The sequence below is a fragment of the Lentzea kristufekii genome, from assembly GCF_033949925.1.
Taxonomy (GTDB): Bacteria; Actinomycetota; Actinomycetes; order Mycobacteriales; family Pseudonocardiaceae; genus Lentzea; species Lentzea kristufekii.
The window spans coordinates 108,910-122,733 of record NZ_JAXAVV010000010.1 but is presented as its reverse complement, the minus strand read 5'-3'; the positions used below and the strand labels follow the sequence as shown (position 1 = coordinate 122,733).

Annotated in this window: 17 protein-coding genes; 6 read left to right on the top strand and 11 right to left on the bottom strand. The window is 69.0% G+C overall.

Annotation, left to right across the window (positions count from 1 at the left end):
• Positions 1–26 precede the first annotated feature (26 nt).
• From SK571_RS21435 to SK571_RS21425, 3 genes are read left to right on the top strand one after another with little or no spacing between them, the layout of a single operon-like run.
• Complete coding sequence (locus SK571_RS21435) at positions 27–1,157, top strand: sensor histidine kinase (RefSeq protein WP_319985869.1); 1,131 nt, start codon at positions 27–29, stop codon at positions 1,155–1,157.
• Positions 1,154–1,780 (top strand): response regulator transcription factor, encoded by a 627-nt coding sequence (locus SK571_RS21430; RefSeq protein ID WP_319985868.1) that lies wholly within the window; start codon positions 1,154–1,156, stop codon positions 1,778–1,780. The genes SK571_RS21435 and SK571_RS21430 overlap by 4 nt, the downstream gene beginning before the upstream one ends.
• Entirely contained in the window at positions 1,777–1,983 is a 207-nt protein-coding gene (locus SK571_RS21425) for a helix-hairpin-helix domain-containing protein (RefSeq protein WP_319985867.1), read from the top strand. Before SK571_RS21430 ends, SK571_RS21425 begins: the two co-directional genes overlap by 4 nt.
• A gap of 5 nt (positions 1,984–1,988) precedes the next feature.
• Here the strand turns inward: SK571_RS21425 and SK571_RS21420 are convergent, their stop codons facing one another.
• The 10 genes from SK571_RS21420 to SK571_RS21375 all read right to left on the bottom strand — a co-directional run bounded on the left by SK571_RS21420 (position 1,989) and on the right by SK571_RS21375 (position 10,795).
• Complete coding sequence (locus tag SK571_RS21420; protein WP_319985866.1) at positions 1,989–2,852, bottom strand: aldehyde dehydrogenase family protein; 864 nt, start codon at positions 2,850–2,852, stop codon at positions 1,989–1,991.
• Positions 2,845–4,272, bottom strand: a complete 1,428-nt coding sequence (locus SK571_RS21415; protein WP_319985865.1) for an aldehyde dehydrogenase family protein — start codon at positions 4,270–4,272, stop codon at positions 2,845–2,847. Before SK571_RS21415 ends, SK571_RS21420 begins: the two co-directional genes overlap by 8 nt.
• Before the next feature lie 4 nt (positions 4,273–4,276).
• Entirely contained in the window at positions 4,277–5,233 is a 957-nt protein-coding gene (deoC, locus tag SK571_RS21410; protein WP_319985864.1) for a deoxyribose-phosphate aldolase, read from the bottom strand.
• A 10-nt stretch (positions 5,234–5,243) separates the two neighbouring features.
• Positions 5,244–7,403 (bottom strand): bifunctional polysaccharide deacetylase/glycosyltransferase family 2 protein, encoded by a 2,160-nt coding sequence (locus SK571_RS21405; protein WP_319985863.1) that lies wholly within the window; start codon positions 7,401–7,403, stop codon positions 5,244–5,246.
• Positions 7,400–7,738, bottom strand: coding sequence for a hypothetical protein (locus tag SK571_RS21400; RefSeq protein WP_319985862.1), 339 nt, complete (start codon positions 7,736–7,738; stop codon positions 7,400–7,402). The genes SK571_RS21405 and SK571_RS21400 overlap by 4 nt, the downstream gene beginning before the upstream one ends.
• Positions 7,739–7,868: 130 nt before the next feature.
• On the bottom strand, positions 7,869–8,183 hold the full coding sequence (locus SK571_RS21395; RefSeq protein WP_319985861.1) for a hypothetical protein: 315 nt from the start codon (positions 8,181–8,183) through the stop codon (positions 7,869–7,871).
• Positions 8,183–8,827 (bottom strand): DUF1707 SHOCT-like domain-containing protein, encoded by a 645-nt coding sequence (locus SK571_RS21390; protein WP_266039227.1) that lies wholly within the window; start codon positions 8,825–8,827, stop codon positions 8,183–8,185. Before SK571_RS21390 ends, SK571_RS21395 begins: the two co-directional genes overlap by 1 nt.
• Positions 8,828–8,846: 19 nt before the next feature.
• Positions 8,847–9,044, bottom strand: coding sequence for a hypothetical protein (locus SK571_RS21385; RefSeq protein ID WP_319985860.1), 198 nt, complete (start codon positions 9,042–9,044; stop codon positions 8,847–8,849).
• Positions 9,045–9,156: 112 nt separating this feature from the next.
• Positions 9,157–10,149, bottom strand: a complete 993-nt coding sequence (locus SK571_RS21380; RefSeq protein ID WP_319985859.1) for a Gfo/Idh/MocA family protein — start codon at positions 10,147–10,149, stop codon at positions 9,157–9,159.
• Positions 10,150–10,183: 34 nt separating this feature from the next.
• Complete coding sequence (locus tag SK571_RS21375) at positions 10,184–10,795, bottom strand: maleylpyruvate isomerase N-terminal domain-containing protein (RefSeq protein WP_319985858.1); 612 nt, start codon at positions 10,793–10,795, stop codon at positions 10,184–10,186.
• A 33-nt stretch (positions 10,796–10,828) separates the two neighbouring features.
• Between SK571_RS21375 and upp the strand changes: the two genes are divergently transcribed.
• A complete protein-coding gene (upp, locus tag SK571_RS21370; RefSeq protein ID WP_266039222.1) occupies positions 10,829–11,452 on the top strand; it encodes a uracil phosphoribosyltransferase in 624 nt (207 codons plus the stop codon).
• Positions 11,453–11,548: 96 nt separating this feature from the next.
• Entirely contained in the window at positions 11,549–12,847 is a 1,299-nt protein-coding gene (locus SK571_RS21365) for a glycoside hydrolase family 18 protein (RefSeq protein WP_319985857.1), read from the top strand.
• 91 nt (positions 12,848–12,938) lie between these two features.
• Here SK571_RS21365 and SK571_RS21360 read toward each other — a convergent pair whose 3' ends face one another.
• Positions 12,939–13,538 carry a TetR/AcrR family transcriptional regulator gene (locus tag SK571_RS21360; RefSeq protein WP_319985856.1) on the bottom strand — a complete coding sequence of 200 codons (600 nt, stop codon included), beginning with the start codon at positions 13,536–13,538 and terminating at the stop codon, positions 12,939–12,941.
• 55 nt (positions 13,539–13,593) lie between these two features.
• On the opposite strand from SK571_RS21360, the gene SK571_RS21355 reads away from it, so the two are divergent.
• Entirely contained in the window at positions 13,594–13,800 is a 207-nt protein-coding gene (locus SK571_RS21355) for a ribbon-helix-helix protein, CopG family (protein WP_030478506.1), read from the top strand.
• Positions 13,801–13,824: the final 24 nt, after the last annotated feature.

Below are 13,824 nucleotides of genomic sequence, written 5' to 3'. Positions count from 1 at the left end.
GTCTGGTGGTCCTACCGTTGTCTCCCGTGGACAGTCACCGGGGCCAATGGCCGATCGCCGCCGTCCTCGCCTTGCTGATGCTCGGCGAGCTCCTCCTGATGAGCGGGGGTGGCAGCGCCGAGGCGCTCGTGTGGCTGCTGACCGTGCCGGTGTGCATCGTGGCCGTCACCTCGTTCAAGTCGCGTGCCTTCACGATCCCGGTGGCCGTCGCGTCGATCTTCGTGTCGTCGTTCGTCATCCGGCTGTTCAACGTGAACCTGCCGACGCTGCTGAGCCCGCTGACCGTCGCCGAGACCGCCGCGTGCCTGGTCATCACGGCCGTCGTCGTGCGAGAAGAACCCCGCCGCGCCGCCACGTGGTCGGTGGGCTCGCTGGTCGCGGTGAGCTTCTTCGCCGCGATCGTCCGGGACAACTGGATCTCGGGCAGCAACTACAACGAGATGCTCGGCTCGCTCGTCCTGGGCTTCACCGCCGTCGGCACCGGCCTGTACTTCCGCGCCCGCGACACCGAAGGCGGCCGCCTGATCGCCGCCGCCGTCACCGACGCGCAGAAGGAAGAACGCATCGCCCTGGCCCGCGAACTGCACGACGTCGTCGCCCACCACGTGACGGGCATGCTCGTGCAGGCCCAGGCGGCACTGGAGGTCTCCGACGACGACCCGCACGCCGCCCACCGCCTGCTGCCCGGCATCGTCCGATCGGGCACCGAAGCCCTGGGCGCGATGCGCCGCCTCGTCGGCACGCTGCGCCAGGGCGAGAACGATGCCGCCACCACCGATCTGGCCGCCGACGTCATCGCGGCCGTCGAACGCACCCGCGAGCTCGGCTTCGAGACCCGCCTGCGCATCGACCTGCCCGACGACGTGGCCCCCGAGCTCGGCCGCTCGGTGTTGCGCCTGGTCCAGGAGTCGCTCACCAACGTGCACAAACACGCCGTCTCGCCCACCATGATCGACGTGGACATCTCGCGGACGCCCGGCGGGGCGTTGCGCGTGATCGTGGCCGACGACGGTCAGCTGCACGAGCTGAACCAGGGTGGCTACGGTCTCGTAGGCATGCGTGAGAGGGTCGACCTGCTCGGCGGCCTGTTCTCGGCGGGCCCGCGTGAGCACGGCTGGCAGGTGCTCGCCGAGCTACCCCTGGAAGGAAAGAAGTGATCTCGGTTCTCATCGCCGACGACCAGGAGATGGTTCGCGTCGGGTTTCGGATGATCCTGGAGAAGCAGCCGGACATCACCGTCGTCGCGGACGTCCCCGACGGGATCTCGGCCGTCACCGCCGCCCGTGAGCACAAGCCCGACGTGGCACTGCTGGACATCCGCATGCCGGGCCTGGACGGCCTCGAGGTGACCAAGAAGCTGTCCCCGACCACGAAGGTCGTCGTGGTGACGACGTTCGACCTGGACGAGTACGTCCACACGGCGCTGGAGAACGGGGCTTCCGGGTTCCTGACCAAGGACGCCGGTCCGGCGTTGCTCGTCGAGGCCGTCCGGGCAGCGGCCGCGGGGAACGCGCTGATCTCGCCCCAGGTGACCGTGCGGATGCTGGAGCACTTCGCCCGGCCCGCCGAGCGGCCTGACCTGTCGTTGCTGACGGCTCGGGAGCAGGACGTGGTCCGGGAGGTGGCTCGTGGGCTCAGCAACCAGGAGATTGCGTCCGCGTTGTTCCTGTCGCTGTCCACGGTGAAGACGCACCTGGCGTCGGTGCAGACGAAGCTGAACGTGCGCAACCGCGTCGGAATCGCCTCGTGGGCGTGGCGGGCCGGGCTGGTGAACTCGTGAGCGAGCAGCCGGGATCGGAGTTCCCGCGGGCCATCGGCAAGGTCGCCGACCGCGAGCTGGTCGCGAACGGGTACACGACGTACGACTCGCTGACGAAGGTGTCCGAGAAGACGCTGCTGAAGATCCACGGCGTCGGCCCGAAGGCCATCAGGATCCTGGGGGAGGAGCTGGCGGCGCAGGACAAGGCCTACGCCGCCGACTAGCTTCCTCAGACACCCATCGGGTGCCAGACCGTCTTCGTCTCCAGGAACGCGCGCAGGCGGGACATGTCCGGCGTGACGGTGAAGTCCTCGCTGGGCTTGTTGCGCAGCACGCGCTTCACGGTGCCCGCCGCCGACCGCTCCAGGTCCGCGCGGATCGACTCCGGCGCCCCGGTCAGGTCCAGCGCGTTCACGTCGCCGTGCGAGGCGAGCCACGGGGCGATCTCCGCCGTGCGGCCGGTGATGATGTTGACCACGCCACCGGGGACGTCGCTCGTCGCCAGCACCTCGGACAGGGTGATCGCCGGCAGCGGGCGGTCCTGCGAGGTGATGACCACGCAGGTGTTGCCCGAGGCGATCACCGGTGCGATCACCGAGATCAGGCCCAGCAGCGACGACTGCTGCGGGGCCAGCACGGCGACCACGCCCGTCGGTTCCGGGGTGGAGAACGAGAAGTACGGGCCCGCCACCGGGTTCGAGGAACCCAGCACGGCCGCGATCTTGTCGGTCCAGCCCGCGTACCAGACCCAGCGGTCGATCGCGGTGTCCACGAGGGACTGCGCCTTCTTCGCCGGGACGCCCTCCGAGGCGGCGACCTCGGCGATGAACTGCTCACGGCGGCCTTCCAGCACCTCGGCCACGCGGTACAGGACCTGGCCGCGGTTGTAGGCCGTCGTGCCGGACCAGCCCGCGAAGGCCTTGCGGGCGGCGGAGACCGCGTCGCGTGCGTCCTTGCGGGAGCCGTGGGCGGCGTTCGCGAGGAACGTGCCCTTCGCGTCGGTCACCGGGTAGCTGCGGCCCGACTCGGAGCGCGGGAACTTGCCGCCGATGTAGAGCTTGTAGGTCTTCGCGACCGTGATGCGATCAGACATCGAGGTAGGCCTCCAGACCGGTGCGGCCGCCCTCACGGCCGAAGCCCGACTCCTGGTAACCGCCGAACGGGGCGGTCGGGTCGAAGCGGTTGAACGTGTTGGACCAGACGACGCCGGCGCGCATCCGTTGTGCCATCCAGAGGATGCGCGAGCCCTTCTCGGTCCAGACACCGGCGGACAGGCCGTACGGCGTGTTGTTCGCCTTGGCCACGGCCTCTTCCGGCGTGCGGAAGGTCAGGACGGACAGGACCGGGCCGAAGATCTCCTCGCGGGCGATGCGCATCGCCTGCGACACACCGGAGAAGACGGTCGGGGCGAAGAAGAAACCCTTGTCCGGCAACGGGCAGGAGGACGTCCAGCGGGTGGCGCCCTCGGCCTCGCCCGACTCGGTCAGCTCCTTGATCTTGGCGAGCTGCTCGCGGGAGTTGATCGCGCCGACGTCGGTGTTCTTGTCCAGCGGGTCGCCGACCCGAAGCGTGCTGACGCGCGCGTGCAGCTTCTCGACCAGCTCGTCGGCGATGGACTCCTGGACCAGCAGGCGGGATCCGGCGCAGCAGACGTGGCCCTGGTTGAAGAAGATGCCGTTGACGATGCCCTCGACGGCCTGGTCGAGCGGGGCGTCGTCGAACACGATGTTCGCGGCCTTGCCGCCCAGTTCCAGCGTGAGCTTCTTCGAGGTGCCCGCGAGCTGACCCTGGATGATCTTGCCGACGTCGGTCGAGCCGGTGAAGGCGACCTTGTTGACGTCCGCATGCCCGACCAGCGCGGCACCGACGTCACCGGCACCGGGGATGATGTTGACGACACCCGGCGGCAGGTCGCACTGCTGGATGATGTCCGCGAGCACCAGCGCCGTGAGCGGAGTGGTCTCGGCGGGCTTGAGCACGACGGTGTTGCCGCACGCCAGCGCCGGCGCGATCTTCCACGCGGCCATCAGCAGCGGGAAGTTCCACGGGATCACCTGGCCCGCGACGCCCAGCGGCTTCGGGTCCGGGCCGTAGCCCGCGTAGCCGAGCTTGTCCGCCCAGCCCGCGTGGTAGAAGAAGTGCGAGGCGGCCGTCGGGACGTCGACGTCGCGCGACTCCTTGATCGGCTTGCCGTTGTCGAGCGACTCCAGCACCGCGAGCTCACGGCCGCGTTCCTGGATCTGCCGCGCGATCCGGTAGATGTACTTGGCCCGCTCGGATCCGGGCATCTTCGACCACACGCGGTCGTAGGCCCTGCGCGCGGCCTTGACCGCGGTGTCCACATCGGACTCGCTCGCGGTCGAGACCTCCGCGAGCACCTCCTCGGTGGCGGGGTTGATGGTCTTGAGCGGTTCGCCGGTGCCCTCGACGAACTTGCCGTCGACGAACATCCGGTAGTTCGGCTTGAGGTTCGCGATGTCCCGCGACTCGGGCGCGGGGGCGTATTCCCACATGTCTTCAGTCCACCGTCACGTAGTCCGGGCCGCTGTAGTGGCCGTCCAACTGGGTCCGACGCTGCATGAGCAGGTCGTTGAGCAACGTCGACGCGCCGAACCGGAACAGGTTCGGGTCGAGCCACTCCGGACCGGCTACCTCGTGCACGGCCACCAGGTACTTGATCGCGTCCTTGGTCGTGCGGATGCCACCGGCGGGCTTGACCCCGCGCAGCTCACCGGTCTGGTCCTTCCAGTCCCGCACGGCCTGCAGCATCACGTGCGTCACCGGCAGCGTCGCGGCGGGCTGCACCTTGCCGGTCGACGTCTTGATGAAGTCGCCACCGGCCAGCAGCGCGAGCCACGACGCGCGGCGCACGTTGTCGTACGTCACGAGCTCGCCGGTCTCGAGGATGACCTTGAGGTGCGCGTCCCCGCAGGCCTCCTTGATCTTGACGATCTCCTCGAACACCTGCCCGTAGCGGCCACTGAGGAACGCACCGCGGTCGATCACCATGTCGACCTCGGACGCGCCCTGCTCGACGGCGAACCGGGTGTCGGCCAGCTTGATGTCCATCGTGCTGCGCCCGCTGGGGAACGCGGTCGCGACGCTGGCGACGTTGATGCCGGTGCCCACCAGGTCGTCGGCCGCCGTCTTCACCATGTCCGGGTACACGCAGACCGCCGCGACCTTCGGCACGTCCGGCCGGTCGGGGTCGGGCCTGCGGGCCTTCGCGGCGAGCGAGCGCACCTTGCCGTGGGTGTCGGCGCCTTCGAGCGTGGTGAGGTCGACCATGCTGATCGCCAGGTCGATGGCGTGCAGCTTGGAGGCCTTCTTGATGCTCCGCGTGCCGAGGCCCGCGGAGCGTTGCTCGACGCCGACCTGGTCGACGCCGGGGAGCCCGTGCAGGAAACGCCGCAGCGACGATTCGTCGCGCACGGCGTCAGCCAGGGCCGACGGCAGTGTCGTTGGAGCAGCCATGTCCTGGAGTCTAAGCGGAATGGGACGCCCGTCCTAAGTGAGGCGATTTCTGCAGGTCAACACGGTTGAGCGGCACAGTTCGCTCGTCGATTTCCGGTGCGTCCTGGGCGGCGCTGCCCGTGCGTTTGAGCTTCTGCCACGGCAGCACCGCACCGGCCAGCGCGGTGATCACGGACTGGATCACGACCAGGTACATGAGCTGCCGGTAGACGATCGGTTGCAGCGCCACGGCCCACAGCGGCCGCAGCCGCTCGCCGTCGAGCCGGAACGCGATCACCGCGGGGATCAGCTGCAGCGCGAGGAACCCGAGCCACGCGAACGCGCCGGCCACCGGATCGGTCCACAGGCTCAGCACCGCGAACACGTCGATCGCGGGGGCGAGCACCGGCAACGCCACCTGGTAGAGGAAGAGGTACGGCAGCGCGCGGCGGCCGAGCTTGCCGCCGAGGCCGCGTTCGAAGATCGCGCCGCGGTGCTTCCACATCGCCTGCAACGTGCCGTAGCACCAGCGATAACGCTGCCGCCACAGCTGCCCGAGGCTGGCCGGCGCCTCCGTCCAGGCCCGCGCCGACTCCTCGTAGACCGCCGACCACCCGGCCCGTTCCAGGGCCATCGTCAGGTCGGTGTCCTCTGCCAGCGTGTCCTCCGGGACGCCGCCGACCTCGCGCAACGCCTCCACCCGGAAACCGCCGACCGCGCCCGGCACCGTCGGCATGCACTGCATGACGTCGTACATCCGCCGGTCGAGGTTGAAGCCGATCACGTACTCGATGTGCTGCCAGCGCCCGAGCAGGCCGGACCTGTTGCCCACCTTGGCGTTGCCCGACACCGCGCCCACCTCGTGGTCGGCGAAGGGCTGCACGAGGTTCCCGACGGTCTCCGGTTCCAGCACCGTGTCGCCGTCGACCATCACGACGAGCTCGGTGCGGGTGTGCCGCAGACCGGTGTTGAGCGCCGCCGCCTTGCCCGCGTTGCGCTGGCGCACCAGCGAGACGTTGGGCAGGCGCAGGCTCTGGACCACCTCGGACGTGCGGTCGGTCGAGCCGTCGTCGATCACGATCACGTGCACCGGCCAGGTGCTGGACAGGATCGTGCGGACGGTCGCCTCGACGCCGGCTTCCTCGTTGTACGCAGGGACCAGGACCGTCACCATCTGCGGCCGCAACCGCGGCGCGTGCTTGCCCGGCTTGCGCCGCGCGTGGATCGCGGTCGTCACCAGCAGCACCGCCGCGCGGGCGAGCGCCAGCACGCTGGAGATCACGACGAGCCACGTCAGCAGCTCCGTGACGAACCGCGAGAACCGCACCGCGAGCGACACGGCGGTGCCCTCGGCGCGTTCGGTCGCCGTCGCCGGACGGGAGTGCGACACGCCGAACGCGTCACGGGCCGTCTGGAACGCGAACCCGCGCTCCTTCAAGCTCGGGATCAGCTTCTCCAGTGCCGCAACGGTTTGCGACCGGTCACCACCGCCGTCGTGCATCAGCACCACGGCGCCCTTGTCGTCCTTCGGCGTGGAGTTCGCGGCGATGGCGTCCGCGCCGGGCGTGCGCCAGTCCTCGCTGTCGAGGTCGGAGAGCAGCACGAGGTTGCCGGCCGTCGTGATCCGCTCGATGCCGACCAGGTCCTCGTCGTCGACCGCGTCCGGCCGGTTCGAGTACGGCGGCCGCACGAGCCGGCTGAACTCGCCGGTGCCGCCGGCCACGACGAGCCCGGTCTGCCCCAGTTCGACGCGGGCGCGGGTGTCGCCGACCTTGCCCAGGTCGACGTGGGTGAAGGTGTGCAGCCCCACCTCGTGGCCCTCGGCGTGGACGCGTTCCAGCACGTCCTGGTGCTGCGCGGCGTTCGCGCCGGTCACGAAGAAGGTGGCCTTGACCTCGTTGCGCCGCAGCACGTCGAGGACCTTCGGCGTCCACTCGGGGTCGGGCCCGTCGTCGAACGTCAGCACCACCGTGCGGTCCGGCGTCGAGCGCGAGCTGAGCCCGGAGCCCGTGTCACCGACCAGCGGACCGCCCTGGTGCACGGTCTCCGGCACGGTCCCGGAAGGCCCCGCCGTGGGCTGGGCGCCCTGACCGATGCGGCCGACCACGAACGTGTCCAGCAACAACGCGCCGAGCAGCACCACCATGCTCAACGCCAGCAGCACCCAGTGGGCGCGCGGCTGAGGCCTCACGGCTTGCCCTGACCGGGCTCGCTCGGCCGGTTCGACGCACCCGGCGGATCGGTCCGCTTGTTGCCGTTCTCGGCCGTGGTGGTCGCCGCGGTGGTGGTCGCCACGGGAGGTGTCGTGGTGGTGGCCGGTGGCGTGGTGGTGGTTTCGTTGCGTGGCAACGATGTTGCTTCGGGTGACGAAGCAGGGGTGTCCGTCGTGGTCGTGACGGCGGGCTCGGCTGCCTCGGGGATGGGCAGCAGGGTCGTCGGGTTCACCGGGCCACCGGCGAGCGCGACGACGAGAAGTACCAGGTAGGCCAGCACACCGACGGCGACTGCGCCCATGGCGATGCGCATCACCTTGCGGCGGCGGCCACTCGGATCAACGAACACGGGTCTGTCAGAGGGAGTCGTCATGACCTTCGCGGGGGAGAGGCGAGCGGACGCCGGAGGTTAACCGGCTACGCCGCCCAGCGGAAGTCGTTCTTCAGAGCAGCAGTTCAGGCCGGTCGATGATGACGATCTCCCCGGCCCTGCCGCGTTCCTCGTAGAACTCCGCGACCTCGTTCAGGTCGTCGATCGGTTCGTGCAGCCAGGACCAGTCGCCCGGCAGCTTCGCCAGCTCGTCACGCACGATCTTGAGCACGTGGTCGAGGCGGTTGACGTCACGCCGGTGCCGGAAGTCGGCCTGAGCACTGGAGATGATCACGGTCCACCGGTGGGTGGCGCGTTCGCCGTCCATCTTGAGCCAGATGCGCGCACCGGCCATCTCCGCCAGTTCCACGAACTCGGCCAGCAGCATCAGTCGAGCAGTTCGCGCAGGATGCTCGACTTCTTCCTCTTCGGGCCCTTCACCTCGACGCCACCCATGATCGCCAGGCCCGTGATCCGCACGGTCGGCGCGCCGGGGATGTGCCGGCGGCTCGGCACCCGCTCCTCGAACGCGCCCATGAACCCGAACCCGTCGACCTTGACGTTGATGTCGTCGGGCACCCGGATCTCCACGCCGCCCCAGAACGCGAAGCAGCTGATCGTCACCTCGGCCTCGGCGAAGTTGGCGTGCGTCAGGTCGATCTCGATGCCGCCCATGATCGCGACGGCGTTGTGCATCCGGGGGACGACCCAGCCGCCCTTGCGGTTGACGCCCGACCAGAAGGCCACCGACACCGCGCTGCCCGGCTCGCCGCCGATGCGGTCGCTCACCGCCGGCTGGTACTGCGGCACGGCGGGGGTCTGCGGCAGGCCGCTCAGCACCAGGTCCGCGGTGATGGGGATGAGCTCGCCGTACGTCTTCGCGGCGTAGACCGCCCCGAGCCGCTCGTCCAGCTCGTGGATGTCGAGGCGGCCTTCGGCGGTCGCCTGGTGCAGCACCTGCGCGATCCGTTCCCGGTCCGCGTCGGAGGCGCGCAGATGACTCTGGTCAGCCGGTACCAGCTCGTCGCTCACCCGATCGAGTCTAAAGCTCTCACTTGCGGTTCGGTGCGTACTTGATGGTGATCGCGAAAGCGATCACGAGGAGTGCGGCGACCGCCGCCGCGAGGGCCGGGCTGTAGCCCCACGTCAGCGGAAGCACGCCGATCAACACGGCGAGTGACGCCGAAACACCCAGGATGACCAGCGGGGATTCACACAACTGCTGGACGGGCTTCTGTTCGATCGTCACCGTTCGTACCTCCGCGTCTCAACTGGCTACGAGACTTTTCGGAGTCGCTTTGTCGATTCTTGACGCCCGGATCGGGTTGTCCGGCCCCCTGATCAGGTGGTCATCGGACGCTTCACGGAGTCGGCTGGCGCAGCGGCAGCCCGGCCGCCCGGTAGATCGAGTCGATCACCGTCATGTTCTTCACCGCGTCGTCCGCGGTCGTCGGGAACGGCTTGCCGTGCAGCACGGCGCCGGTGAACGCGTCGAGCTGGTAGGCGTACGTCGGGCGTTTGCCGAACGTCTCCGTCGACTTCTTGTCCTTGAGCTTCAACGACAACCGGTGCATCGCGTGCGGGCCGAGCGGGTTGAGGACGCTCAGCGTGCCGTTCTCGCCGATCGCCTTCATCGACAGCTTGAGCACCGTCGCCGACCACAGCGAGGCGTGCACGGAACCCGTGTGGCCGGAGGGGAAACGCAATGAGGCGCGCATCGCGCGGTCGATGGAAGGCCCGCGCAGCAACGCTTTCGCCGACCGCACCTCGGGTTCCTCATCGCCCAGCAGCCGTGCCATGTGCACGGCGTAGCAGCCGGCGTCCATCATCGCGCCGCCCGCGAGCGAGTAGTCGTAGCGGATGTTGGAGAACATCGGCAGCGGGAAGCAGACCGAGGCCTCGACGTGCCGCAACGGGCCGAGCACCCCGGACTTGATGATCTCGGCGACGCGGATCGCCAGCGGGTGGTAGCGGTAGTGGAACGCCTCCATCACCACCAGGCCGGACGCGTTGGCGGCCTTGGCGACGGACGCGGCCTCGTCGGCGTTCGCGGTGAACGGCTTCTCGCACAGCACGTGCTTGCCCGCCTCCAGCGCGGCCAGCGTCCACTTGCCGTGCAGGCCGTTGGGCAGCGGGTTGTAGACGGCGTCGACCGCCGGGTCGGCCAGCAGCTCCTCGTACGAGCCGTGCACGCGTGCGATGCCGTGCTTGTCGGCGAACGCCTTTGCCCTGGCGGCCGAGCGCGCGGCGACCGCGACCACTTCGGCGACCGTCGAGGAGCGGGCCGGGCGGATGACGGCGGACGGCGCGATCATGGACGCGCCGAGCACTCCGATGCGCACGTGGTCTGTCACGCGGCCGACCCTACACCTCTTCAGTTAACGGCGTTTACTCCACAAGGTCGCTCTCTCGCGGCGGGAAGAACGGGATCGCGTCGATCGGGGCGGGGCCGGACCAGTTCCACGACTCCATCTGGCGCCGCGAGCGCCGGCCGAAGAACGCGCGCCAGAGTTCGTAGCCCTCGACCTCCAGCGTGATCGGGCCGTCGCCCAGGTCGCCGAACTCGGTCTTCACCGTCACGCCGGTCAGCCTGCGCGGCGTCATCCACACCAGCGTCGGCTGCCAGACGGTGTCCGGCAGGCGCTCGCGGCCGAGCGCCGCGCGCAGGTCGGCCTCGTGCGTGATCGTGTCCATCGCCAGCTGGAACGGGATGCGGGGCATCTCGCCGATCTTGTCGCCGGCGACGTTCCACTCCTCCAGCAGTTCCTCCACCGGGACGTTCTCGCGCTCGGCGACGTGCCGCGCCGTCCACTCGTCCGACGGCGCTCCCTCCATGCGTCCGCTGACCAGATCCGAGGCCGCGCCGGACAGGTGAGCGACCACCTGGTGCACGGTCCACTCAGGACAGGCGGGCACGGTTCGCCCCAGCTCGCCGGCGCTCAGGCCCATCGTCAGGCCGACGACGCGCTGACGTGCCTCGCGGTAGATCTCTTCGAACACCCCTAGCTCCTCCCAGCGGTTACGGTGTCGAGCATGGACGTCCTGGTCGTCGATCATCCACTCGCCAAGGCGAGACTCACAACGATGCGTGATGCGCGCACGGACAACGCGGCATTCCGTGCCGCGCTGCAGGAACTGACCGTGATGCTGGTCTACGAGGCGATGCGCGAGGCGCCGCTGAAGGAGGACCGCACGCACACCCCGGTAGCTCGTACCACCGGCTACAAGCTCGCAAACCCGCCGTTGCTCGTTCCCGTGCTGCGCGCCGGGCTCGGCATGGCGGACCAGGCGCACAAGCTGATCCCGGACGCCCAGATGGGCTTCGTGGGCCTGGCACGCGACGAGGAGACGTTGCAGCCGACGCCGTACATGGAGTCGTTGCCGGAGAACCTCGCCGGACGCCCTGTGTTCGTGCTCGACCCGATGCTCGCCACCGGCGGGTCGATGGCGTACACGATCCGCCTGCTGACCCAGCGCGGCGCGACCGACGTGACGGCGATCTGCGTGCTCGCGGCGCCCGAGGGGATCAACCACCTCGAGGACTCGAAGCTGCCGTGCCGTCTCGTCACGGCCTCGGTGGACGAGAGGCTGAACGACTCCGGCTTCATCGTTCCCGGGCTGGGCGACGCCGGTGACCGTCTGTACGGGGCGGTTTAGGACATACCTCCGATCGGACGTAGCAGTGGTCTAGACCTCAGGCCTATCGTGCTGTGGACCACACATCGCCGCTGCCGCGAACGAACTAGGAGACTCATGTCCAGACGGAGATGGGGTGTCGCCGCTCTCGCGGTCGGCGCCCTGTCCGCGTCGCTGGCCGTTGCGCCCGCGAACGCCGACGTCGAGACCAATGGGCACCACGGTTACTCGAAGACCCGCACCGTCGGGTACTTCATCCAGTGGGGCGTGTACGACCGGAACTTCCGGGTCAAGAACCTCGTGGACAGCGGGGCCGCCGCGCGGCTCACGCACCTGAACTACGCCTTCGGTTTCCTCGACGAGGCGGGCAAGTGCGTCAGCGCCGACCCGTGGGCGGACTGGCAGATGCCGCACACCGCCGAGCAGTCCGTGAGCGGCAAGGCGGACGAGGCCGGCCAGGTCCTGGCCGGCAACCTGAACCAGCTCAAGCAGCTCAAGGCCAAGTACCCCAAGCTGAGGATCAACATCTCGCTCGGCGGCTGGACGGGCTCGCGCTACTTCTCGAACGCCGCGCTGACGCCCGAGTCGCGCGCCGCGCACGTCAAGTCGTGCACCGACATGTGGATCAAGGGCAACCTGCCCGGCCTGCCGGAAGGTGCCGCCAAGGGCGTCTTCGACGGCATCGACCTCGACTGGGAGTGGCCCGCCAGCAACGGCAACATGGCGCCGCCCAACGTCGTGCGTCCCGAGGACAAGCAGAACTTCACCAAGCTGCTCGCCGAGTACCGCAGGCAGATGGGCTGGAACCGGGACCTGACCGCGTTCCTGCCGGCCGACCCCAAGCAGGTCGATGCGGGCTTCGAGGTCTCGAAGGTGTTCTGCTACCTCACTTTCGGCACTCTGCAGGGCTACGACTACCACGGTGCCTGGGACGCCCCGGCGAACCAGCAGTCCGCGCTGCGGGTGCCGAAGGGTGACCCGTCGGAGTTCGAGTTCAGCTCCGAGGTGACGGTCAACGCGTGGCTTTCGCGTGGTGCCCCGCGGTCGAAGGCCGTGCTCGGCGTGCCGTTCTACGGCCGCGGCTGGGACGGCGTCGCCCCCGGCACCCGCAACGGTCTGTTCGGCACCGGTGTGCCGGCGCCCGCCAAGTACGAGGCCGGTTACGAGGACTTCCACCGCATCAAGGCGAAGCTCTCCGAGCCCGGCAACACCTACAAGATCTACCGCGACGAGAAGGCCGGCTTCGCGTGGATCTACGACGGCAAGACCTGGTGGACCTACGACGACGCGACCGAGATGAAGCGGAAGGCCCGCTACATCAACGACCGCAGGCTCGGTGGCGCGATGATCTGGTCGCTCGACGGTGACACGCCGCAGGGTGAACTGATCAAGGCGCTCGACGGAGCCCTGAAGTAAGGCCGCACCACAGAGACGGACTGTCCTAACCGGACAGTTCAGCGGGTCCGGGGAGGTTTCGCGGCGGCCGCCTCCCCGGATTCCGTGGTGTTCAAAGGGATTTTCCCGGATCCGTGCGCCAACCCCTGCCGTGCGCGCGCAACGCCAGTTCGTAGGTGGCGGCCGCGTCGACGCCCGGCGGCAGGTTCCCGTTGAGCTCCAGGCTCACCAGGCCGTGCGCGATGCCCCACATGGACATCGCGATCTGCTCGGGATCCTCCGCGAGGTAGACCCCCTGCTCCACCGCGCGCCGCACCGCGTTGATCACCGGCGCGAACGTCCTGCCCGCCGCGCGGCTCATCTCCGACGTGTGCTCGACGACCTTCGAGTACAGCACCGAGTAGAACTGCGGGTCTCGCAACGCGCTGCGCCGGTACGCGAGCCCGATCTGCAGGAGGTCCTCCGCGGGGTCGTCGGTGACCGGCACCGCGGCGAGGCTCGTCCCGAACTGGGTGAACGCCTCCTCGTAGAGCGCCTCGAGCAACGCTGGTTTTCCGCCGAAGAGGGAATAGACCGCCGTAGTCGAGGTGTTGACGTCGGTGGCGATCTTGCGCAGGCTCACCGCGGCGGGGCCCTCGGTGCTGAGCAACTCGCCCGCCCGTTCGAGCAGCCGCCGTCGCAGAGCGTCGTCGTGGGTCTTGGGCCTGGGCATCACGCAATCCTAACGGCCGCTGGCCTGAGTGGTATCAGGTTGATACCGTCACTCCATGGCGATGACCTTGCGGTTGACCGAGGAGGAGAACCTGCGGCTCGCCGAACTGGCGCAGTCCGAGGGGCGCTCCAAGCAGGAGGTCGTGCGGCTCGCGATCGCGGACCGTTACCAGCGCATGCAGCAGGAGGAGAAGCTCGGCGAGGTGCTCGGGCGAGTCCTGCCCAAGTACCGAGGTCTTTTGGATAGGCTCGGATCTTCCTGAAACTGTCAGACCTCTGTGATCAAC